This window comes from Pyrodictium delaneyi (assembly GCF_001412615.1).
Taxonomy (GTDB): Archaea; Thermoproteota; Thermoprotei_A; order Sulfolobales; family Pyrodictiaceae; genus Pyrodictium; species Pyrodictium delaneyi.
In genome coordinates this window covers 738723-761592 of record NZ_CP013011.1, presented here as the reverse complement: position 1 = coordinate 761592, position 22870 = coordinate 738723, and the positions used below count along the sequence as shown (strand labels likewise).

Here is a 22870-nt window from a genome sequence, read left to right as displayed (position 1 = left end):
CCACGATGGATGAGACAGCTACCAAGGTTGCTGTAGCACTGTTGGCCATAGCATCTGCCGTTGCCTGGCTACTAGCCTACCCCTTGTTAGCTGGAAGGCTAGCCACCATACTTGGCGTCGACTGGCTAATACCCCGGCATAGCTTCAAACTATTCTACATGATTCCAGTTGTCACCGACAAGGGAACTATGATACAGCTTGCAGGCGCTCTTGCCACAGCCTCTCTACCAGTCTACATCTACGCGCGACGCACTGCAAGACTAATAGACATACTCGACGAAGAGCTTGCCGAGTTCCTCTCGACGTACGCTGGACTAGCCGCCTCCAGCGGCTCTACTGCCGATGCGTTGCTCCGTGCTGCTCGAGTGCTTAAACCCCCCCTAGCTCTCTACGTGGAGCGAATGGCCAGGATATACCGCACCACCGGCGACCTTGACAAGGCTTTTGAGGAAGCATTCCGCCGTGCACCCCGCAGAATAAGACTACTAGCACGAAGCATTGTGACTGCCTCAAAGAGTGGCGGCATGATACACGAGGTCCTCACAGCTGCTGCCACGCACTCAAGAGAGAGCAGGAGACTGATGAAAATGACCCAGTCCAGGCTCTCAGAGTATAGCTTCGTGGTTTCGCTAGCCTCACTCACCTACGCAGTAGCAGCCGGCATAGTCCAAGCATTAGTGGAGAAAACAGCCATGAGCAGCATACCCGGGTTCGGCGGGGCAGTCGATACGGCCATACTTGCTGGCCTCTATTTCTATTCATTGAACACAATAGTATTGGCATCAGCTATTGTCATAGCAAAAGTCGTCCACAACTATACACTCCTTGCCTCAAAGTATGTTGTCCTGTTAACTCTCGCCAGTATGGCTGCCTATCTTCTCTCCCCCACAATAGTTAGATAGCTTAACTAATCTATTTAGTTGACCTCACGATAATATAAATGTATACACGAAATATCGAGTCGGACTCGAGTGAGCGTAAAGTATAACACATATCTACCCCCGCGCAGCGGGGGAGTACACGAAGACTGTGTTCGTGTCTTGTTCGAAGCTAAGGTGGAGCTACGCATATGGTTTGCTTAAAGCTTTCTGTGCTATGTGCTAATAGGATAGCATACAACTAACCCCTTTCAGTGCTAGACTTGACCAAGGTTGGTTAGGGAAACCCGTGGCATGCATTATTAGGGTAGGAGGATATATATAAAAGTATGGTGAGTTTGAAGTTTGCAACAGAAGTTTCGGAGGCGTGTCTGTTACAAGAGCGCAAAGACATATAATAGCGAGACTGAGGGATAGAAGTCATGAAGGCGGAAGATTTGATGAAGGAATTAGGTGGAATAACTAGGCGCGTCGAGATAGTGCCATCTGGGATCTATGGGCTTGACCGCTTGTTAAACGGTGGGTTTCCTCGCGGCGCCGTCGTACTTCTTGCCGGCAATCCAGGTACCGGAAAGTCTACATTTGCCGCAAAATTCCTTTATGAAGGAGCACGACGATTCAAGGAACCAGGTATATACCTTAACTTTGTTGAACCACGTAACGACTTTCTCAACCACATGGCCATGCTTGGCATGGATTTTGAGTCTCTAGAAAAGGATGGCCTCTTTCACTACGTAGAAGCCCTTACAATAGTTGACGAAGATGCCCTTATCTCCCAGCTAGAGGAGGTCCTAAGGCTAGTAGACGAGGTAAAGGCGCGGAGAATAGTAATAGATAGCATAACAGCAATGCTCCAGATAGTACGAGATAAAGCAAAAATACGAGAATTGTTGCAGAACTTCTTCGTAAACGGACTCAAACCTCTGGGCGTGACCTCGATTCTCATAGCTGAGCATCCCTATGGAGCACGGGTAGTAGGCTACGGTATAGAGGAGTTCATCGTTGATGCTGTGTTCATACTCCGGTTCCAGATAGAGCAAGGCAAGCTGCAGCGCATCCTAGAGCTGCGTAAGGCCCGCTGGGCTCCGATACACCAGGCCGAGCTACCCTTCTACATGAGGCCCGGGGTGGTAATCGAGATCAGCCTCCCCGAAGAACCAGAGGAGGTACCTCCATTTGACATAACGAAAACGTATGATCTCTGTAAGCTGCTAGGCTCGCTACGTGTCAACGATAGGTACCTTATACGGATTACTGCTCCCGGCTCCGAGCAGGAGACCCAGGCAGCATTACGCGCCATATGCCGTGTGTTATCAATTCCTCGTGGTGCCCAAGTACTAATAGGCTTGTCAACTACTGTTAATAGTAGACTTGTAACTTCTATGCTAGCAACATCGTTTATAATGAGCGAACCAATTAGTGTATTGGTGATAAGTTTCAAATCAAGCCCCCAAGCGATTTCCAATATGGCGCGCTGTATGCTCGATATGAGTTCTAAGGGGAGAAATACGGCAAGCAAGCTTCGCCAGCTTCATGTCATTTCATTGAACCCTAGCGCATACACTGTAAATGAGCTAAATGATATAATGCATTTAGCTATGGAAAAAATACGTCCCGAAATAGCTATATTTGAAGGACTAGAAATACTCAAGGCAATGGTTGAAGAGAGGGAGCTTTTGTTCAACCTTTACAACATGCTACTCCGCAATAAGAGGAACGGTATAACAGGGTTCTATCTCTACTCCCTACCAATGCGTTCAGCAATGTCTGAACTCGATCTTGCAGCAATGTTCGATATGGGTATGTATCTAGAAACGAGTCCAGGGCGTTTATCGGACTACTACAATGAAAAACGATACTCCGGCTTAACGTTAGACATGGGTGTAGAGGTATATCACCAGCTGGCCCATATACACTTTAACATGTCGGTTGATACGCAAAAGCTTGCAGAACTCCACTGCATCGGCTAGCACTCCACGCTTTTTGAACACAATAGAATTAATGATAATTAATGATACAAGTTTTCCCTAGAGAGCTGTTGCAGTACAGCCACAGGCATTTCCCAAAAGCGGAAACGACAGAGCGTATAGGGTTAGGGTACCATACACTACCTATTACCTGGATTGTGAAAACATCCATGCTCGCCTCTTAGAGACCATATGTCGTATTCTTGGAGAGTCGTTATACACGGATCACCACGACCGGAAAGGTGCGTACTATTATTAAGACCCATCAAATAGTGCCTCTTATTCATAGGTCTAAGTGCACATATCGATGCCTTGCTAAGTCTATACCCGCTCCATATATAGAGGTGCCAAGGGCTTATGCAGGATAGCAATGTTATCCAGCTTGTACGTGAACGTCTACGCTCTGTAGCCATGGGCGCCCTTGCGGTACTTGACAACCGTGCTTTTGCTTCCTATCGTGTAGATTTTGCTACCCTCCTAGTTCGTGATCCTCTTGCCGCCTACAAGGTTCTTCTCTCTTACCAGAAGGATCCGCGTAAGGCTCGTGTTATTCTCCGGAGTGTGCTCCTAGGATTCTCCCGCTCTGCGCTTGAGGTTTTAAACGCGATTAATGCTCTTGAGAAAGGTGATCCAGAGCCGGTTAAGCGCATACTGAAACGTGCTGCGGACCGGGGGAGAGGTGGCAGATTCTAGGGCTCCTTGGATTCTCGGGCGTCGCCATAATAGATTTACATTTTTGTTCTGTTTATTATGGATAGTTTTTACACTAATGGGGAAATACTGATAAGCTCTATAACACTGTTATAGGCGGGTTCTGGAGGCTGGGGTAGGAGTGCAGAGAGCAAGTCTCCGGCAAGCCTACCGCATCAGTCTAGTCCCAATAGACGCCCTGCGCCCACATGAGGAGGTAGTAGAGGATCACGTCAAGAAGATAGCCGAAGATATCCGTCGTCGTAGTCGCCTACTATACCCAGTACTGGTAGACGCCAAGACCATGGTTATACTTGATGGACACCACCGGGTGGCAGCACTGCGCCAGCTCGGTGCGAAGTATGTACCAGCAGTACTGGTAGAGTACGACTCGCCCTGTGTAGAGGTCGGCTCGTGGAGACCCAACATAAGTGTCGACAAGAGCCTAGTAGTTAGGGCTGGACTTGAGAAGAAGCTACTCCCACCTAAGACAAGCCGGCACCGTGTCTGCTTCGAGATACCCCGAGTAGACACCCCCCTCAAGGTGCTCCTTAGTTAGCCTAGACTTGACGTACGGTGTTTAATCCTGCAGGTGGTTCTAAAGGTGGTGTAACAGGCCGTGGCCGGATTCATACTTGTACCCATAGAGGAGCTAGACGCTGGAGCACGGCCTAATCTCCAAGAGCTACTAGGCGTTATGGCCGAGCTTCTACAGAAAAACAGCCTGACCTCTGCAATACCCGTTGATAGCAGCGGTAAAGTGCTAGGCGAGGAAGCACGACGGATCTACTGGTCGCTGAGACTGCTCGGCGTTCGTCGCATCCCAGCATCACGTGACAAAACGGTACCTATTGAGCTGAAGCTCGAGGATCTAGGGTTCTACGACGACATTGATCCCGCCCCGATGAGGGTCTTCCGGGACACTATGGAGCTGTTGTACCGGGGCTGGCCTACGCCGCTAGTAGGACTGCGTAGCCTCTCGGGGGACGGGTTCCGGGTATGGGCTAAGCTGGAGTGGTACAATCCCTACAGCATGAGCGTGAAGGACCGTATAGGCTGGTACATGGTCAAGCAAGCCCTTGAGAACGGTTGGCGCGGCGACAAAGTGTACGAGGCTACATCAACTAACACGGGTATGGCACTAGCCGCCATGGCCGCTATACATGGGTTCAAGGTACGGCTGTACATCCCCCGCGTTATACAGAAGGCTAGTGACACGCTGCTACGTGCTCTCGGCGCCGAGGTGATAAGAACCGAGAAACCACTCACTGTCGACCTCCTCGAAGATGTACGGAGGGACGCTGCCCGGGACAGGGCTCTCCACATCGACCAGTTCGGCAACGATGCTAACTTCTTGGTGCACCTGCGCTATACTGCTAAGGAGCTCGAGCTACAGCTACGCACAGCCGGGGTAAATCCCCGAGGCATAGTGGGCGGCATAGGGACCTCCGGCCACATGGCAGCGATAACGTTCTACTTCAAGAACCGGGTCGGCGGCACGAAGATCTACATGGTTCAGCCAGCCAAGGGCGAGGTGATACCCGGTATACGCAGGGTCGAGACCGGCATGAAGTGGATACACTGGGTCAAACCTGACGCCGTGGTAGAGGTCACGAGACGCGAGGCGATAGAAGCACTACTGACTGTGGCTCGCCGGGACGGCATTCTACCCGGCCTCAGCAGCGGCGCCGTAGCAGCAGCCTTCATGAAGCTCAGGGACCGTGGAGAGCTGGAGGAAGGCGATTACGTCCTCGTCTTCCCCGACAACGGCTTCAAATACGTGGAGCAGCTCAACGAATACTTCGAGAGCCAGAGCACAGCTGGGAACTAGGCTCTACACACCCTCTTCATCCATGCCTGCTGTCTCTACGGGTGCTTGAACCGTGCCAGGTATAGGTTTCCTCTTAGACTACGAGAGCATTCGCACAGACTTCCCCATATTCCAGGAGAAGCCGGGGCTAGTCTACCTCGACAACGCCGCTACTACACAGAAGCCGCACCGCGTCATAGAGGCTGTCGACCGGTTCTACTGGCATAGCAATGCGAACGTAGCCCGGGGGCTCTACGAGCTGGCTGTAGAGGCTACCCGGCTCTACGAGGAGGCCCACGAGACCATAGCCAGGTTCATAGGCGCCCGGAGCCCCGGCGAGATAATATTCACACGCAACGCGAGCGACTCCGCCAACATGGCCGCATACATGCTGCTACTCAACAACGTGATCCGGAGGGGCAGCAAGATAGTGGCCACTGTGATGGAGCACCATAGCAACCTACTGCCCTGGAGGACTGTTGCCCGGCTCGCCGGGGCCCGCCTGGAGCTAGCTCCCGTGCGCCAGGAGAACGGGAGGCTAGACCTAGACGTATTACTCAGTATGATCGACGACCAGACAACGGTAGTGACTCTAACACATGCTAGCAACGTGCTGGGCTACGTTAATCCAGTTCGGGAGATAGCCCGGGAGGCACACCGTCACGGCGCCCTAGTGGTGGTCGACGCGGCGCAGAGTACACCCCACATGAGGATAGACGTATACAGCCTCGAGGCCGACATGCTGTTCTTCAGTGGACACAAGATGCTCGGCCCCACGGGTATAGGTGTGCTCTGGATACGGAGCGACCATCTAGAGGAGATGGAGCCAGCATTCCAGGGCGGCGGCATAGTCAAGAGTGTCCGGCTCGAGGACGGCGAGCTCAAGGTCGATTTCGCGGAGTCCCCTTGGAAGTTCGAGCCCGGGACACCACACATAGCCGGAGCCGTCGGTCTAGCCGAGGCCGCCAAGTACCTAGCAGAGATAGGCATGGACAAGGTAGAGGCGCACGAGAAGACCCTCCTAGAGTATGCGCTGAAGAGGCTAAGGGAAGTGCCGGGCTTCCAGCCAGTGAGCTGGGAGACCCAGGACAGGCTAGGGATAGTAGCCTTCAACATCGAGGGCCAGGCGCCACACGCCGTCGCGCTAGCTCTAGGCATGGAGGGGGTAGCTGTACGCGCCGGCTTCCACTGTGCCGAGCCGCTGCACCGTAGCCTAGGCCTCGAGCGGGGCACCGTACGGGCTAGCTTCTACATATACAACGGACCCGAAGACATAGACCGCCTCGCTAAGGTCCTTGAAAAGTTGACGAAGACGGCTTGATCGCCACAGAGCGGTAGACAGAATTGCAGCCCAAACTATAGCATAGGGTCAAGGGTACCCCGAGCTAAGGATAGAAGGGATACAGCATGTCAACTATAAATAAATCGCTGATAACACCATCTGTTTGCGAAGAGTACGTAACCCGGTACTCCCGGCTCATTAGGATAGCCGTCGCTATACACCTAGTAAAGAAACATGGCGTTACCCAGCTAAAAGCAGCCAAACTCACGGGAGTACAACAACCACTTCTCAACTATGTACTCCGTGGTCATCGACGCCCTCAGGGACTAGACGAGCTAGAAAAGTTGTCAGGCTTCAGCGAGCTAGTAGAGTGGATATCCCAGCGTCTCCTCAAAGGGGAACCCATAGACATGTGTACCATATGTCGTCAATTACTCAGTTTGATGGGTAAAACCTGTCCAACAGAGCGGCCAAAATATCAACAAGTGAAATGATCCACAGTTGCTACATATGCTACATACAAAAATGATCCGATTATGGTAGCTACCGGTGCTAGTGTTGGGCTACCTGCAGCTCGCCTCTCTCCTCAAGCCTCCTTATTGCCTCCGCTAGCTCCTTTAGGAGCTCAGCCGGGCTAGCGAAACTCTCCCTCTCCACCTCGTCGAGGATTCTCTCAATGTTAACGCCGTGCCAAGCCAGCCCAGCGAGTCTCTCCTTCACCTGCTCCTTGGATGCGGGGAAGCTTAAGCCGCGTATCCTCTTCAGCACCTCAGCAGCCCAGTTAATGCCCCTCCTAGCAGTCACCGGTAGTTCTCCACGCTCCTCAAGCCTCCGTATAGCCTCTGCCAGTTCCTTTAGGAGTTCAGCCGGGCTAGCAAAGCTCTCCTTCTCTACCTCGTCGAGGATCCGGGTCGCCGGTATACCGTAGTAGTAGAAGTCCCTGAGCTTCTCGCGTAGCTGCTCCTTAGTCACTGGGAATTCTAGCCCCTTAATCCTCCGGAGGACCTCAACTGCCCAGTTGATACCCCTCCTCGGCATGGGTTATCCACCCCCATGCCTCCGGTTCTCTGGAAGCCCCAGTTATACTAGTATTAGATAATAGTAGGAGCTACCGGCTTAAAGGTTGCCCGAAACTACCAAAGAAAGAGCAAGGCTAGAAACGAGGCAACATCCAGCTTATTAGGGATACAGAGAGTTGACAAGTGGGCTGATATACCCCCTAGTGTATCGACCAGTATACCCACCAGCCCCGAGGCATGCTCGATTCTCTAGAGCATAATGGGACAAAGGATGCACTAGAGCGGGGAACAACCAGAGCCAATGTATGATACCTAAAACCCGCAATCAGTGAGACGTGGATACCTAGGTGAAGGTGCTGCACGACGGAGAGCTACTAGGACTGTGTCTTGCCAGAACGACCTTCTCGGGGCACCGGTATAGCATACATAACCTGGTGTATCAGGTAGTGAGGCAGCTCCTCCATGACGTAGCGTGTTATCACCTTTAGCTCTGCTTTGCGGAGTAGCTCCGCTAGTGCCGAGCTCGATATGCGAAGCTTAGCTGCTAGCTCCTTGATGCTTATCTTCCTGGGGTGGCTGTAGTAGCCGTAGAGGTAGGCTAACACGAGGGCTAGCTCCTGCTTCGCGGTAAGGGCGAAGTCTACCTCCTCTACACGAGCACTATAGACTATCTCGAAGCCACGACTCTCCAGCGCCTTCAATGCCTGTGTCTTAGCCACTACAAGCTCTACTAGCATGAAGTCGCTTGTCATGAGGACACTCTTCACCATACTGCCAGGCGGGGCTCTGGCTAGGGGGCACCACTGGCAGTTACTACACCATCTATCCTTGGAGAGTATGAGCCGTACAATTATGCTGTACTTATTCTCGCTGACTATTTGGAAGCTTACACCCTTCTCCCTTTTCATTACAGTCTCAAGTGCCTGAAGGGCCTGCGGCTCGCCACTAACGCGGAGCCAAACCTCTAGATTGTCCTCATGGTTAGAGGCATAGAGGAGCTTAGCAGCGAGAACTGGGCGTAGAAGCTCGCGGCCGCTCTCGCCCAGCTTGCAGCCTACAAGACTACCCATGTTGCATAGTTGCTCGGCTTTTTGTATAAGCTCTTGTGCTATACACGTGCGGCCTTCGTTGCTATAGCGGAGAGCGAAGACGAGTAGCGGGTCTGCTGGCAAGGCTTATCCTACCTCCTCGCCGATAGTTTTCGGGGGCAACCCTTTATGGATATAACGGCCATTGATGGATACGAGTATGCTGTTTGAAATACTTATGAATCGTGTAATACTGGGGATTGATTTGAGAACTACATATCTCCGGCACGCCCATGACTGGTTTAACCTATTTAATGGGGATAGGTGGTTATCAATCTATACCCGGACAAGCCTCCGCATGGTGGAGCCAGCGCTGTCTCTGTAAGCTCCGCGGAGAGCCGCTGGTGGTACCCGTGGCAAGGACTCTTGACGAACTAATACTGATAACCATCAACCACCGTAGTGCACCGCTCAAAGTAGTTGGGAAGCTTGAAAATCTCGTAGAGCAAGCCTATGAGCGCCTCTACCCCTATACCGATGAACTCGTCATCCTTGCTACGTGTAACCGTTTCGAGGTTTACGCGCTTGAATCGCCCCGGCTCCTAATCGAGGCGGAGAGCCTACTAGGCGACGCCGCGAAGTACGCTGTCGTCCTCCGGGGGCTCGACGCGGCTCGTCACCTATTCCGTGTCGCTGCCGGCCTCGAGTCAGCTATCCTCGGAGAGAACGAGATCCTCGGCCAGGTGGCGAAGGCCTACGAGTCCGCTAGGAGCCGGGGCTATGCGGGCAAATACATGTCCCTCCTCTTCCACTACGCCGTTAAGACTGGTAAGCTAGTACGTAGCAAGACCATGATATCCTACGGCAACGTGGGCGCGCCCGGAGCAGCCGTGCATGCCGCCGAGAAGGTTCTCGGGAGCTACGATGGGAGAAGAGTCCTAGTCGTAGGCGCGGGTGAAGCTGGCTCAATAATAGCCACCCTGATTCGGCAAAAGAGCAGCAGCGCCCGACTAATGGTAGTCAACCGTACCTATGAGAGAGCAGAGAGGCTGGCAAAGAAGGTAAGCGGGGAGGCCTACAGTCTCGACAAGCTACCAGAGCTCCTAGAGTATGCCGACGTCGTCTTTGTCGCTGTTACTGTGGATAAGCCTCTACTCACCCGGGATCTGCTAGAGAGGATGAAGCACGGTGCACTGGTAGTAGACGTCTCAAACCCCTCGGCTGTGGAGCTACCGGTGCCCAGCCACCTCGGCTACATAGGGCTCCAGGGCCTCGAGAAGGTGATACAAAAGACCCTGGAGCGTCGCCGCCAGGAGGTCCCAAAGGCGGAGAGGATAGTAGAGGAGCAGCTCGCCCTCTTCCGGAAGGCCTGGATGAGGAGGGCCGCTGACGAGGCCATAGCGGTTATGATGGAGTATGCGGGCCGCGTCGTGGAGGAGGAGCTCCAGGAGCTACACGGCAGGCTACGGGGCTTGGGCGTCGACGGCGCCGCGCTGACGGCCACGGGGGACTTCGCCCAGAGCCTGGTCAAGAAGCTGCTACGCCCCATGATAGTCTACGCTCACCGCGCCGCAGTGAACGGGCAGGCTCACGTGCTCGAGGAGATTGTGGAGCAGTTCCGCCGCGAGATAGAGAAGAGGGTCACCAACCGTCCCGAGCGCGACTCGCCGCCCAGGAACCGGCTACGCTGCCCGCCTTAGCATTAGCACCGGGGCCTTAGAAGGCATCTAGCTCTTCTCCTTCTTCTCCTCAACGCTCTTCTCTATCGTTATTAGAAAGCTCTTCTCGTCATGCTTAGCTACATCCACCTTCATACCAAGCGCTTTAACGGCTGAGACAAGCATTATCACGCGGCGCCAGGAGTCCATTACTATCCTTAGCACCGAGCCCTTCGGAGCCTGCTCTAGGAGCTTCATGGCCCGTACGTAGGGCTCCGGGCATATCTTGCCACGTAGGTCCACGACTTCGCCCTGCTGCGCCACCAGATGCTCCCCCAGTACCGTCGTTGGCCTAGAAACGTGACTGGGGGTTCTAGGTGTAGAGGCGCCCAGGCCAGGTGATGGTGTCCCCGCTTCTGGGCTAGTACTTGACCCTTATCCGGAGCGTCTTGTCCTCCTCCCGTACCTCTACCACTTCTAGACCACTACGCTCGATGTACTCTAGGACGAGGCTACGCGGCGCCATGTCGCTGTCGAGTAGGAACTCGTACTCTTGGCCCCGCTCACCACTCGTCTTTATCCTCGAAATATGATCCACTAGTAGTACTATGGGACTCGTACGGCACCCGTAATCACCGCCTCGCAGGTCTATGACACGCACCATTACCATCCACCCCCTTTCTCAGCTCCTCAAATCTCATAGCAGATGCCTTAGCGCCCGGCGTTCTAATGTTCTCCTCCGCCCGCGAAAGAGCACCTATACAACCGTGCACCGGTAAGCCGCTGCCAGAACTGCTGCACCAGCATCAGCAGCGAGTACTGCATAAGTCTCGAGAACTGCTATGGAAGGCCACCCCATAGTGTACTCGACTAACACTGCGAGAAGGGGCGCTAGCACGCCTATCAGCGCCAGAGCCCGGCCACGCTTCTCCAGCCCCCTCCGGTATAGCGCCATACCCAGCACTACGTAGGACGTGTATAGCTGGAGAAAGAACCACGCTGCTACGAAGCTGTGGGGCTTAGTTCCCTCAGGGAACATGCCTACAAGAGCCAGGAAGACTCCCGCCTCCGATAGGAGAGCTGCTCCAGCCGCCTCAAGCCTCAACACCGAGACACGATAGACTGTGAGGCCCAGTAGCATCACCAGAAGCCCGGAAACTATCATACCCAGGTTGAACACCCAGGGGAGATGCGCCCTGGGGGAGCCGAGGTCGCTAAAGGCGCCCCGTAGCGGGTCAAACCACGGGTTAAGGCTCCACGAGAAGGCTATCACCAGCCACGGCAGCACTATGACAGCTGCAGAGAGTACAGCTACAAGCCTGCAAGACAGACTCGCCATGCCGGCTCCTCCCACTGTTAACAACTATCATGGCAACTCCTACTATATCCCGGGGGCCCGGCTTCTAGGCTGTGGCGACAGCCACTATCCTCCTGGGGTTGGGTTCTCCGTTTACATCGCCGTATCCCTGGTAGAGGTGGGCTTCACGGAACCCTGCCTCCCGTAGGGCTAGCCGGTACTCGTTAGGCGTGTAGAGGTACACCTCGTCGTCAACGAGATACGTTCTCGCTCCTCCCCTGCCGTCCAGGACCATTATGAGGCGCTTGAACCTCATCACCTGCTTGAACGGGTCAACATCCCTGTAGTCCACCATGAATAGGTGCTCGCCCCTGGGGCCAGGCGCGTCCCACACAACCTGCCTAGAAGCGTCCACCGCCAGAGGATTCATAGCATCGAAGACTAGGACTCCTCCAGGCCTCAGGTGAGCCCTAATCCTCTCCAGGACACCGACCAGCTCGCCGTAGGAGCCCACGTACTGGATGCTAGAGAAGAACACCGTAGCAGCATCGTAGTCCCTACGTGGCAGATCCAGCTCCCGCATATCGGCCTGGACTAGCTCGACCCTCAGCCCCTCCCTCTCCGCCTTCCGCCGGGCAACCTTCAGGACCTCGCCGTGGAGGTCCACCCCGGTTACACTGTAGCCCCTCCTCGCGAGCTCGAGCGTGGGACTGCCCGTGCCACAGGCGAGGTCGAGAACCCTCCTAACCGCGCCCCGGGCGTGCCTCCGGAACAGCTCCTCTACAGCGTCTATGATTGACGGCACCTGCTCGAGGTAGCGGGCGTAAATGTAGTCGTAGTACTCCGCGAGAACCGTGTACATCAAGTGCTCCCCGGCCAAGCACGGCACCCCGCCATGAGGGTCTACAGCACACTGTGTAGCCTCTGGGCCCAGCGCTCTAGATCAAGCTCTTACCGCGGAAGCACTATATAGCGTTAGGGACACCCCCAGTGGGTCAATCGGCGTCCATAGAAGCATAATTAAGCGAGGAGAGCCTACTAGGCCATAGAATGGGGCTCTGCTGTGGCGAGAACAGTCAGAGTCACACTACCTGACGAGGTGAGTAGAGCGGCAGAGAAGCTCGGCCTATCAGAGGAGGACCTCGTAGTCGTCGCCACGAAGCTCGTGTTGATCGAACAACTGCTACCGAATGGGGGCCTCGACGAGGAGGAGGCCGAGTGGCTCGAAGAAAGGGTGAGGGAGGGTCTGAGGAAGCGATTGTCCTCGATACTAACACAGTCATAGCCGGGCTCCTACGGAACGGGTTCACGCGGAGGCTCATACTCCTAGTCTCCAGGACAAGGCCAACATACTATCCGCAGGTCCTGCTAGAAGAAGTAGAGGAGCACCTAGAGGAGCTAGCCAGTAGAACCCACGTAGACCCTGAGAGCCTCCGCGACGCTGTAAGACTCCTCCTATCAGACGCTAGGCGGATAAGCACCGAGGAGATACAAGGGTACCTACACGAGGCAACAAGGTACGTTAGAGACCTCGACGACGCCTTCTTCGTCGCATCAGCCCTTCTCCTCCGGGAGCGCTACCCGAGGGTCATACTGCTCTCGTGGAACCTCAGGAACTACGACCTAGACAGCCTAGCCAGGCTCCAGATAGAGGTTCTCACACCACCACGCTACGCCCGGGAAATAGCCAGGCAGGAACAGTAGAGCCTAGAGCCCACCCGCACCAAGCTCGGCCCCGTCCCCCGTGCTAGGACGTTCCAGGAGCCACGTATCTGCGGGGCTCCGGGTTCCCCGTGGCGACGGCCAGCCCCCCGGGCCGGGCCCCCGGTACTTTCGAATCCACCGGGGGTGGTTAAATCTACTGGCGGTGAAGTTAACCGGGAGTTAACTCGACCATGCCCCGAAGACCCCACCCATACATCACCACGCTGTCCCAGCCCACGACGAGGCAAACCCCTCCAGAACCCGGAGAATCCATCACCAGGCCATAGTACTGCAAGGGCCAGACACTTTAGAGCCTCCAGGGCCTTCAAGCCCCAGCCAAATCACACCCTGGGTATTACCCCACGGTAGACTGCCACGTAGCCGGGGCTCCCCTGGGCTAGCTCTCGTACAGTCCAGAGGACCGTAAAGAATGACAAATAAATTTAAGCAATATAGCTTACCTATAACAATTAAAGCTAATATGTATCGCTATTAATTTAACATCTGCAGTACTTCCAGGGGCTAGAATATACGAGACAGGCTACTCCCTACACGCAGCCCCCTTAGAACCCCGGCCACTCATGGATAACCTTGAGGAGCCCGCCTTTGTCATATACTCGCATTATGTGATTGCAGGCTGTCCTCCTCTGGAGCTACTGGCTGTAGAATTAATGGAGAGTCCTGCATCCCGATTAGCGTGTGCGCAGTCATAGTTATATGATATTGAGTGTTGTTTATCGGAGATTGACGTATTATAGTTATTTAACAATAGCTTGTATCAGCTATGATATTATATTGTTCAAATTTTCTTTATTATTTAAACTATGATACATGTTAATATATAGGCTAATTTTTGACCAGGACCTATCACCTATGAGCTGGTACCATGAGTGATACTGTTCATTGTAGTGTGATGTGTAGCTAGCTTGTTTGGGCTAGATACTCTAGTGCCTAAGGTGTGTTCAGTTTATCTCTAATCTATAACTCGTCTAGCTCACATATCTACTTGTTATGTGTTCATTTGTTATATTTTTGCCTTAGATGGATACTACCTATTGGTGTACTTCTTCATGGACTTCGCGTTACTGGTTCTCCCTGTGGTCTGCCAAGTGAGTACTGTCTTGGCCTTACCTGTTCTCGTTCTATTATATGATATCTGTCTGATCCTAGGTGGATGCACCGGTATACGGGCCAGTGTATTACCCGGTGTATCGGCGAGCCCCCTACTGTATGAGGAGTTAACCGTTTAGCCTCGTGGAAGCCTAGTTAAGTACAGTGGGGGCTGCTTTGCCTAGTTCTTTGTCAATACCTGATACAATTTTACGTGCATTGGAACGAGAAGCTGAGCGGTTAGGGAGCACACCCGAGGCTGTTATGGTTGATATCCTTCTCCGTCTTGTAGAGCCGGGTGAACGTCCTAGTGCACTCCTCGAGGCGGCCCAGGCAAGCCTAGATCACGCTGCAGAGTTAATGGCTGAGGGAAGGCTTGGAGATGCTTTTCGTCGTGTCTGGGTGGCTGTGCTGCTTGCGCTCAAAGCCTACAGCTACATGCGCGGCAATGATATTCCTAGTAGTCTCAGTGATTTTTGGAAGCTTGCTTCGGAAGCCTCAAGGGAGCTCGAAACAGTGCTTGATGCATGGTATGCTGGCTTGGCAGCATTTATCGCGGATCGGGAGGGTATAGAGGATACTAGGCATTTGGAGAAAATGCATGAACGGGCTCGTAGACTAGTAGAAGAGTTGACCTCTGTCAGGTCTTAGAGGTAAATGTTGAATTACTTCATGGCATCTTGTGTCAGCTGCCAGGGTCATTCGCTAGTAGTTCTTTCGCGAATATTCTGCCCACATATCTTCTTGACGATGAGTATCGTTTCTAGTGGTGCGCCGTGTATCGTGATATGGATCCTTTTCCCAGAACTAGGATCCCGTATTGTAATGCCTATTGTGTCCCACATTATGCTTACACTACATTTCTCGGAGTCTGCAGCTATCGACTGCAGCATAGTAGTGAACACATCGTTAGGGCTAGTATTCTCTATCACGTTTGCTAGGCGTGTTTCGAGCTCGTCGAGAAGCTCGCAGTCACCTTTTATCTCTACATAAGCTCGACGTATTGCATGGACAAATGCGTCGGGTATATCCGTATCCTTGGGTACGTTCTTGAGAAGTTCACTGATTAGCTCTGAAAAACTACCACTAAAGCATATTCTCTCCTGTACTGCATTACTATTGTTCATCTTGTTCCCTCCCTAGTATTGATCCTGCAATACACGGTTGCTACGTATGCTGCAGGGCTTACGGGTAGGGGGTACGAGGGTTGAGGAGTAGGCTTCGGAAGGTTTACGGAAGCTCCTGGCCCTCGGGGCCAGCGCTGATATTGCGACACCGTTATTACTGAGTGTAGGGCTAACGTTTAAACCTAGTCATTTTACACAACACACACAAATCGATGTAGCTGGTGTTATTTATGCTACTATTGGTATTAACGATATAGTTAACGATTCGTGCCCTTATCGTCTCGTTTTCACAACAATTATCTTTCTCTGCGTAGTATCCACTATGGCTAGCTTTCCTGTCTTCTTACAGTAGGTTAGCCCGGTGCCTGGCTCTATGAACCCTGTTAGCTTCGCAGAGTATTCGCTGCTAGCTTCTAGCCCTATCCATGTGTAGATGTGTAGGCTTGTGGTGGTTGTAGCTGCGAGGGTGTCCTGGTCTATCCAGAGCACGTTCGTGTACCAGTCCTGGGGGCTCTTCCAGACGAGTGTTCCTGTCTCGGCGTCGTATACGTGGAGGCTGTCGCGGCAGGCTACGGCTATGAAGCTCTCGTCGGGGCTCCAGGCTGCCGAGAAGCATGTCCATTGTAGCCTTGTGAGGCGTTGTAGCACGCCGTCGCGTGTGAGGAGGGCTGTGAAGCCCTCGGAGCCGCTGCCCCCGGTCACGGCGAGTAGGTCTCCCCCGGGGCTCCAGGAGAGGCTGTAGACGTAGAGGTGGTCGCGGCTCGTGAAGAGGAGCCGGTGGAGTCCCTGGTTGCTCCACTCCCAGGCTGGCTCGGGGCCCCGGCGCCGTACCTTGTAGACGCGTATCCAGCGGTCGAGACTATTGCCCGCTGCGAGTAGGTCGCCTTGGGGGCTCCAGGCTAGCGAGTAGACTGCGCCGTAGGTGTAGACGCGGTGGAGGCGGCGGGCTCGGCGGAGCCAGGCTGTCAGGCTCCTAGCCCCGACGGCCTCGGAGACGTCGTATACAGTGAAGCCTGCAGGGGTTAAGCTGCCGTAGCGGGCTGCGACGGCGAGGAGGCGGCCGTCGGGGCTCCAGGCGAGGGCACCGGTGAGGTAGAGGCCGGGGCTGCTGCCCCAGACCGGTTCTAGGCTCTGGTCGAGGATTACTACCCGCTGATAATGCTCGGCGACTGCCAGGAAGCCCCTGGGGCCCCAGGCGGCGCCCCTGGGCTCGCTGTCTAGCCTCCTCTCCCCGGCCAGTGTCAGCTTCATGGACTGCCCCGGCCCAGTATGTTAGCCATATACTTGTCTAGCCCGTGTTATAGGTGTGGCGGAGCCGCTCTAGAGTGGCTCCATCCTCGTCGTGAGGTCGGCTGGCTTGGCCCAGTAGGGCGCACTCGTCACCAGAACGTCAGCGCCTGCCGCCGCGTACTCTGCAACGTTGTCTAGGTTTATGCCGCCGCCCACAGCGACCCTTATCCCGGGATTTACGCTGCGCAACTCCTCTACGAGCTCTTTGAGCCTCCTGGGCTCTATGTGGTCTAGCTGAATCTCGTCTACGACGCCGCTCTTGGCTGCGAGGAGGGCGTCCTCGGGGGTCTCGGCCTCTACTACTACGCTGCGTTCCCCGATCTGGCTCTTTGCCCGGTGGAGCCTCTCTAGGGCCTTCTCTAGCCCGCCTAGGAACACGACGTGGTTGCGAAAGACGAGTATTGTCTCGGAGAGCCCTAGGCGGTGGAGCGTGGCGCCGCCGCAGAGGACGCAGCGGTAGTAGACGTGGCGTATCCCCGGCGGCGCCTTCCGGGCCACGGCGACTACTATGCGGGGGTTGGCTGCCCTGGCGCGCTCTACCAGCCGCCGAGTGTAGGTGGCGACGCCGGAGCCTATGGAGGCTATTGTCTGGGCTAGCCTCCAGGCCGCGTGTAGCGCCGCCGCGGGCCCCTCTGCCTCGAGTAGAGCTGTGCCTGGCTCTGCCCACTCGCCCTCGGGGTGGAGGAGCCTTGCCTTGGCTCCGAGCCTCTCGTAGACTATGGCTGCCTCGCGTAGACCGCAGGCTACTATCCTCTCCCGCGTGGTCAGCCTGGCGCGGCCCGGGGCCCAGGATATCCCGAGGACGCCTGTGGTGAAGTCGGTGTAAGCTGTGTCCTCGCGGATCCACTCGTCGATGAGGCTAGTGGGGGTAAAGAACCACCATGTACAGCCTTCGCTCTCCAATCGCGTTCGGGCCTCCGGCGGCCTTCCAGACTCTGTGTTGGAGCCCCGGGGGCGTCTAGAGGGTGTCGTCCCGGCGCTAGCCCGAGGGGCTAGGCTGGTCGCGGCGCCTCGGGGGCTTCACTACGGCTTCTAGCCAGCTGGCTGCGGAGCAAGTAGTACTCTATGCCCTGGGCCAGCGCGTCGAGGCTAGCCTCTATGATGTTGCTCGACACCGATGTAGTGGTCCAGGCCGAGGTACCATCTGTGAACGTTATCTCGACCCTAACTGTGCTAGCAGTGTGCCTGACAGCGCCTGGTAGGGTGACGCGGTAGTCTATGAGCCTCACCTTCTCCACGCTCTCGGGCAGGTGCTGGCGGAGCGCGCCGCGGAGAGCCTCGTCAACGGCGTGTACGGGGCCGCCTCCCTCGCCCGCTGCTAGGATAGTGCCGCCCGGCGTCTCCAGCTTTACTAGGCCCCAGCTCCGGGCACCCTTCTCCGAGCCCTCGCTGACTACCCTCCAGGCCTGGACGCGGAAGGGGGTCTTGCGGAGCCCTAGCTCCTCTAGGAGTATGAGGAGCGCCGAGGCCACGGCATTGTCGAAGCTGTAGCCCATGTTCTCGAGCTTCTTCACACGCTCTAGGGCGCGGCGGAGCCGGGGGTCCCGCTTGTCGAGCTCTAGACCTAACTCGCGGCGAGCCCACGCCACCAGGTTTGCCGAGCCGCTGAGCTCTGATACCACGAGGCGGCGCCGGTTGCCCACGGCACCGGGGTCTACGTGCTCGTAGGCCCGGGGCGTCTTCAGCACAGCGTCTACGTGTACCCCCGCCTTGTGGGCGAACGCGTTGTCGCCGACGTAGGGCTGGTAGGGGTTGGGCTGGAGCCCTGCTAGCTCGTAGACTAGGCGGGAGAGGCGGCGGAGATGCCGGAGGCCCTCCGGGTTGGCGAGCGCCCTGACTCCGAGTTTTAGCTCGAGGCCTGGCACTACCTGGCATAGGTCCGCGTTCCCGGTGCGCTCGCCTATACCGTTGACCGTCACCTGTACGTGCTCTGCGCCAGCGAGGACGCCCATGAGGGTGTTTGCTACCGCGCAGCCACTGTCGTTGTGCATGTGGAGCCCTAGGGGCGTCTTTATCCTCTCGCGGACCTCCCGCACGACGCGGTAGACCGTGTGGGGCAGCATACCACCGTTAGTGTCGGCTAGGACTATCCTCTCAGCACCGGCTTCCACGGCTGCCTCTAGCACCTGGAGCGCGTACTCGGGGTCCTCGAGGTAGCCGTTGAAGAAGTGCTCTGCGTCGAATATCACCCGGATGCCGTGCTCGCGGAGGAACCGGACTGTGCCGTACACCATGTCGAGGTTTTCTTCCAGTGTCGTCTTCAGTACTTCGCGGACGTGGAGCGTCCACGACTTGCCGAAGACCGTGACCCACCGTGTCTCGGCGTCGAGCACCTTGGCTAGGATGGGGTCCTTCTCGGGCCTTACTCCCTTGCGCCGGGTGGATGTGAATGCTACTATCTCGGCATGGCTGAAGCTGTACTCCTTTATCGCGCGGAAGAACTCCTCGTCCTTCGGGTTGCTACCCGGCCACCCAGCCTCGATAAAGGATACACCGAGGCGGTCGAGCTCGAGGGCTATCCGGATCTTGGCCTGGAGGCTGAAGGAGACCCCGTGGGCCTGCGCTCCGTCGCGTAGAGTCGTGTCTAGGACCTCTACTTTTTCGGGGAGGCTTCCTGCTAGAACCGGGTCCAGGCTCAGGCTAGTGAATTTGGCGACCACCCATACCCCGTTCACCCCAGCCTAGTGGGATGCCAGTGGGCCGGATGGACGGCCAGAGCCGTGACCGGTATATAAGCAGTACGCGGTACTCTGCATCGAGTGTCTTCTACGGAGCGTATACAGCAGCCCAGGGCAGAGCCCCACTTGGTGTCCCTGGCCCAGCAAGAGCCCCTGGCAGGCAGTACTAAGGAGGAAGGAGGACGGGGGAGTGAACCCCGCACGAAACAAGACAATATCACTTGGGATGGTATAGCCGGTTGAGGTAGCTTTGTTCCCAGCGGTCTTTCTGCATCGTGTAGTCGCGTCGGGGCTCAGTGTCCTTGGTGGGCTTTGGCGGCTTTGTTGCGAAGTTTAGGCCGAACTGGATGCTTAGCGTCTCTAACCTGCCCTGCCGGTTGCCTATGTATACCCATCCTAGGAAGGTGTACTGTACACTTGCCGGTTCACCGCCGAACTCCTCGATTATCGTGTTTGAGGCGTAGAGGGCGCTCTCGTAGGCTATTTCCTGGTTCTTGGGGAAGGGTAGCTTGGCGGCGTCTCCCGCTGCTAGTATGTCGTCGTAGCTGGGTGTACGGGGTTTCTCGGGAGACTTCACCTCTATCCATGCCTGGCCTAGGCCTGCGTCAGCTATGAAGCGTGGAGCACGGTTGGGCTCTAGTAGGGCTAGTATCGTGTACTCTATACGCTCACCGCTCTCGAGAACCACCTCGTTGGCTGTTATCTCGGTTATCTTCTGGCCTGTTATGAACTCTATTCCTGCCTCCTCATAGATCTTGGCTATGGTGTCCGCTAGTGGCGGGGGCTGGAGCTTCGGGTTCGCGTCAACATGCACTATGCGGAACTTGTCGCGTACCCCGCGGTGGCGTAGGACTGTGTCTATGACTAGTGCTGTCTCTGCTGGCGCGGGGGCGCAACGATAGGGCATGGGCGGCGCGTAGACTACTACTGTGCCTTGGTTCTGGCTCCAGACGCGGCTGCGTAGCACATCTACGCGGCCTGGTTCGTAGACGCTAGCTGTGCGGTGCCAGTGCTCCCTGTAGCCTTCGATGCTGGAGCCATCGTAAACCACGCCAGGGGCTAAGATCAGGTAGTCGTAGTCTAGGCTGTTCTCGCTGGTTGATGTGTAGCTCCTAGTGGGGGACTCTGTGTAGTATACGCGGCGCTCACCGGGGTCTATGCGGGTCACGTTTCCGTACACGATCTTTATGCCACGGGCTGCTGCCTCCTCGTAGCCGCGAGTTATACGGTCGTAGCTCTGCTCCCCGGTGAGCAGTAGAGGCCGGCTAGGCCCAGCCATGTAGAATGGATCCTTGGTGACAACTGTAACTTCTACTGCATCACCTATCCTCTCTAAGAGGCTGTGAGCAGCAGACATACCGGCTATACCGCCACCTACTATGACTATACGCTTCTTGACCACAGTTACTCCCTCCACAGGGGGATTGAAACATGTGTTGTAGTATTCACGTGTACAAGAAACCAGGACACCTAGGCTATAAAAATCTATTGTTTGAAAGAAATTATTACGGAAAAACGTGGCAATGGGACAGTCTAACCTCTGAGACATCATAGATGCATGACATTCTTACGACAAATAACAGAATCACAGCCTTGACAAGCAATAGCCCTCAAAACACAAGTGCCAGATAGGTATCCCTTACATTACACAGCCATCTTGCTATAAGCTTTCCCTAGACACGTAAAGGAGCCGCAATACCCGAAATGTTTACACAATAGAGCAGCAATCGCCGATGCTTTTGAGAAGCAATAACTCCAGCTCAGTATGCAAAGTCATGTCTTGATAGCTTCACTAAGGGAATACTAGAGAGAATATCGCAGTGCTTGACTTTGGAACCAGAGCTAGTGTTAAGCCGTGACAGGATTGGATTAGCGTTAAGCCCATTAAGCAATATACTTAAATACCATGGAGTGCATACATACTACTGGGTCCTCTGCAGGGCCGGAAGAATACCCAAAGAGGGGCAAAGACCCTCGAAAGAGGGGTAAAGGGGCCAGACTCTCAAGGAGCGCTGAAAGGCTCGGAGACAGCCGCAATCCCCAAGATTGCAGCTGCTCTGAGTTCCTTCCGCGACTCCAAGGTGGAGTCAGAGGTTCCTCGCCTCTCCACGGGGGTCGATGCTTCTCCAGGGGCTCTCCGGTCCCGGAGAGGACCCGCTTCAAGCTCCTAGTCCTAATCTGGCTCCCTGGCATTCTATCTGATTGCTAGGTCTGGATCGGGTATGTTCATAGTATTGTTCTGGTATCATGCCCGTGACGCTCGGCGGGCAGTGAATGATGCTCAGTGATGCGGGGCTCTACTCATCCCCTCCCGCCAAGGGGAGGGTGGTTAGCCGGGTCACCGGGGTTACTCATCACCGCCCTTACGGCGGGGTCTGAGCTATCGCGCACAGCCAGTGTGCGAAGCGTTATAGCTGTACTCCTACCTCGCCGCCGTATACTATGTCTAGTTTGTCGCCGTTAATGACTACCCTTACCCGGTATGCCCGGGTTGATACTCTTCCTGCTAGCACTCTTAGTAATCGCAGCAGTACTGGATCCCCTACAGTACTTATCCTCACTCTATCTACGCGGGGCTCTGTGACTGCAATTACTATCTCGGCTCTTGCCGCTAGCGCCTCGGCTGCTCTCCCTAGTACCTCTAGTTGCCGGCGTAGCCTGGGGTTCGGCGCTGGCGGGTAGAGTGTCTCGGGACTAGGGCTGGCGGGGACGTGGGTCTTGTGCTCTACTAGTATTAGGCCCTGGTTTGTCGAGACTAGGTAGTCTACACGTGTCCCGTTGATCCATTGCTCCCGCTTAACCAGGGGCTGGGGATCATTGTAGATTATCCCGGCTACATGGGGGAAGAGGTTCTCCACGACCCTGTTGTCAGTCAATATCGCTGTATCGCTAGCGTCTATGACGGCTAGAAGCCGGTACTCGTAGAGACCTTGTCGCCTCACCAATAGCTGGGTTGAGCGGACTAATAGTCTTCGAGGCGCAGCGCCAGCATGTACTCTGATACGGGCACCTCTCACGGTCTCTGCTTCTATCCATGGCCAGCTAGCTATCCTCCGCAATACCGCTCTTTCAGCTGTGAGCCTGGCTAGGGGTATAGCCACTGTTTCCTTCGTCACCCAGGGCTAGCAGCTACGCGGCTAGGTTTCTTAGGTTATCTACCAGCGGGCCCTACACATTATGTACGCTAGCTGGAAGATGCAGGTGATGCCTAGCTGATTCATGCCGTATAGCAGTTCTCACCCTATCATGGCTGCCTTGGCCTCTGAACAGGTTCTCCTAGGTTCCGGCTGACTGTTAACCTATATTCCCAGAATATGCGCATGAAGCATCTG

General features: G+C 55.3%; 23 protein-coding genes. 11 read left to right on the top strand and 12 right to left on the bottom strand.

Annotated features, from left to right (window positions below):
• Positions 1–5: 5 nt before the first annotated feature.
• From Pyrde_RS03950 to Pyrde_RS10615, 7 genes are all read left to right on the top strand, one after another.
• Positions 6–902 carry a type II secretion system F family protein gene (locus Pyrde_RS03950; RefSeq protein WP_055408396.1) on the top strand — a complete coding sequence of 299 codons (897 nt, stop codon included), beginning with the start codon at positions 6–8 and terminating at the stop codon, positions 900–902.
• A gap of 398 nt (positions 903–1300) precedes the next feature.
• Positions 1301–2848, top strand: coding sequence for an RAD55 family ATPase (locus Pyrde_RS03945; RefSeq protein ID WP_082419456.1), 1548 nt, complete (start codon positions 1301–1303; stop codon positions 2846–2848).
• A 354-nt stretch (positions 2849–3202) separates the two neighbouring features.
• Positions 3203–3538, top strand: a complete 336-nt coding sequence (locus Pyrde_RS03940) for a hypothetical protein (RefSeq protein ID WP_055408392.1) — start codon at positions 3203–3205, stop codon at positions 3536–3538.
• Between the two features lie 139 nt (positions 3539–3677).
• On the top strand, positions 3678–4094 hold the full coding sequence (locus Pyrde_RS03935; protein WP_231656791.1) for a ParB N-terminal domain-containing protein: 417 nt from the start codon (positions 3678–3680) through the stop codon (positions 4092–4094).
• Between the two features lie 60 nt (positions 4095–4154).
• Entirely contained in the window at positions 4155–5366 is a 1212-nt protein-coding gene (locus tag Pyrde_RS03930) for a PLP-dependent cysteine synthase family protein (RefSeq protein WP_055408388.1), read from the top strand.
• Positions 5367–5418: 52 nt separating this feature from the next.
• The gene (locus tag Pyrde_RS03925) at positions 5419–6666 is read left to right on the top strand and encodes an aminotransferase class V-fold PLP-dependent enzyme (RefSeq protein WP_088171710.1); all 1248 of its coding nucleotides are present in this window, start codon (positions 5419–5421) and stop codon (positions 6664–6666) included.
• 86 nt (positions 6667–6752) lie between these two features.
• Positions 6753–7121, top strand: a complete 369-nt coding sequence (locus Pyrde_RS10615) for a helix-turn-helix domain-containing protein (RefSeq protein WP_143522041.1) — start codon at positions 6753–6755, stop codon at positions 7119–7121.
• 58 nt (positions 7122–7179) lie between these two features.
• On the opposite strand, the gene Pyrde_RS03920 is transcribed toward Pyrde_RS10615, so the two are convergent.
• Positions 7180–7665: a DUF2795 domain-containing protein gene (locus tag Pyrde_RS03920; RefSeq protein ID WP_055408386.1), complete on the bottom strand. Its 486-nt coding sequence runs from the start codon at positions 7663–7665 to the stop codon at positions 7180–7182.
• A gap of 355 nt (positions 7666–8020) precedes the next feature.
• The gene (locus Pyrde_RS03915) at positions 8021–8818 is read right to left on the bottom strand and encodes a helix-turn-helix domain-containing protein (protein WP_055408384.1); all 798 of its coding nucleotides are present in this window, start codon (positions 8816–8818) and stop codon (positions 8021–8023) included.
• Between the two features lie 170 nt (positions 8819–8988).
• Here Pyrde_RS03915 and hemA point away from each other — a divergent pair, with 170 nt between their 5' ends.
• Complete coding sequence (gene hemA, locus Pyrde_RS03910; protein ID WP_055408382.1) at positions 8989–10374, top strand: glutamyl-tRNA reductase; 1386 nt, start codon at positions 8989–8991, stop codon at positions 10372–10374.
• A 27-nt stretch (positions 10375–10401) separates the two neighbouring features.
• On the opposite strand, the gene Pyrde_RS03905 is transcribed toward hemA, so the two are convergent.
• The 4 genes from Pyrde_RS03905 to Pyrde_RS03890 all read right to left on the bottom strand — a co-directional run bounded on the left by Pyrde_RS03905 (position 10402) and on the right by Pyrde_RS03890 (position 12509).
• Positions 10402–10656 carry a sulfurtransferase TusA family protein gene (locus tag Pyrde_RS03905; protein WP_055408380.1) on the bottom strand — a complete coding sequence of 85 codons (255 nt, stop codon included), beginning with the start codon at positions 10654–10656 and terminating at the stop codon, positions 10402–10404.
• 97 nt (positions 10657–10753) lie between these two features.
• Positions 10754–10996 (bottom strand): hypothetical protein, encoded by a 243-nt coding sequence (locus Pyrde_RS03900; RefSeq protein WP_143522042.1) that lies wholly within the window; start codon positions 10994–10996, stop codon positions 10754–10756.
• 93 nt (positions 10997–11089) lie between these two features.
• Positions 11090–11671, bottom strand: a complete 582-nt coding sequence (locus Pyrde_RS03895; protein ID WP_143522043.1) for a DUF998 domain-containing protein — start codon at positions 11669–11671, stop codon at positions 11090–11092.
• 64 nt (positions 11672–11735) lie between these two features.
• Positions 11736–12509 (bottom strand): class I SAM-dependent methyltransferase, encoded by a 774-nt coding sequence (locus Pyrde_RS03890; protein ID WP_055408374.1) that lies wholly within the window; start codon positions 12507–12509, stop codon positions 11736–11738.
• 183 nt (positions 12510–12692) lie between these two features.
• Here Pyrde_RS03890 and Pyrde_RS10815 point away from each other — a divergent pair, with 183 nt between their 5' ends.
• From Pyrde_RS10815 to Pyrde_RS03875, 3 genes are all read left to right on the top strand, one after another.
• Positions 12693–12914: a hypothetical protein gene (locus Pyrde_RS10815; protein ID WP_180385430.1), complete on the top strand. Its 222-nt coding sequence runs from the start codon at positions 12693–12695 to the stop codon at positions 12912–12914.
• Positions 12848–13333 (top strand): PIN domain-containing protein, encoded by a 486-nt coding sequence (locus Pyrde_RS03885; RefSeq protein ID WP_055408372.1) that lies wholly within the window; start codon positions 12848–12850, stop codon positions 13331–13333. Before Pyrde_RS10815 ends, Pyrde_RS03885 begins: the two co-directional genes overlap by 67 nt.
• Positions 13334–14620: 1287 nt before the next feature.
• Positions 14621–15094 carry a hypothetical protein gene (locus Pyrde_RS03875; RefSeq protein WP_143522044.1) on the top strand — a complete coding sequence of 158 codons (474 nt, stop codon included), beginning with the start codon at positions 14621–14623 and terminating at the stop codon, positions 15092–15094.
• A 47-nt stretch (positions 15095–15141) separates the two neighbouring features.
• On the opposite strand, the gene Pyrde_RS03870 is transcribed toward Pyrde_RS03875, so the two are convergent.
• The 6 genes from Pyrde_RS03870 to Pyrde_RS03845 all read right to left on the bottom strand — a co-directional run bounded on the left by Pyrde_RS03870 (position 15142) and on the right by Pyrde_RS03845 (position 22654).
• Positions 15142–15570 (bottom strand): hypothetical protein, encoded by a 429-nt coding sequence (locus tag Pyrde_RS03870; protein ID WP_055408366.1) that lies wholly within the window; start codon positions 15568–15570, stop codon positions 15142–15144.
• A gap of 273 nt (positions 15571–15843) precedes the next feature.
• Entirely contained in the window at positions 15844–16821 is a 978-nt protein-coding gene (locus Pyrde_RS03865; RefSeq protein ID WP_055408363.1) for a WD40 repeat domain-containing protein, read from the bottom strand.
• A 69-nt stretch (positions 16822–16890) separates the two neighbouring features.
• Positions 16891–17763, bottom strand: a complete 873-nt coding sequence (gene modD / locus Pyrde_RS03860) for a ModD protein (RefSeq protein WP_055408362.1) — start codon at positions 17761–17763, stop codon at positions 16891–16893.
• An 89-nt stretch (positions 17764–17852) separates the two neighbouring features.
• Positions 17853–19520, bottom strand: coding sequence for a citramalate synthase (gene cimA, locus Pyrde_RS03855; protein ID WP_231656790.1), 1668 nt, complete (start codon positions 19518–19520; stop codon positions 17853–17855).
• 235 nt (positions 19521–19755) lie between these two features.
• On the bottom strand, positions 19756–20940 hold the full coding sequence (locus tag Pyrde_RS03850; protein WP_197272738.1) for an NAD(P)/FAD-dependent oxidoreductase: 1185 nt from the start codon (positions 20938–20940) through the stop codon (positions 19756–19758).
• A 1006-nt stretch (positions 20941–21946) separates the two neighbouring features.
• Positions 21947–22654 carry a DNA/RNA nuclease SfsA gene (locus Pyrde_RS03845; RefSeq protein ID WP_055408360.1) on the bottom strand — a complete coding sequence of 236 codons (708 nt, stop codon included), beginning with the start codon at positions 22652–22654 and terminating at the stop codon, positions 21947–21949.
• Positions 22655–22870: the final 216 nt, after the last annotated feature.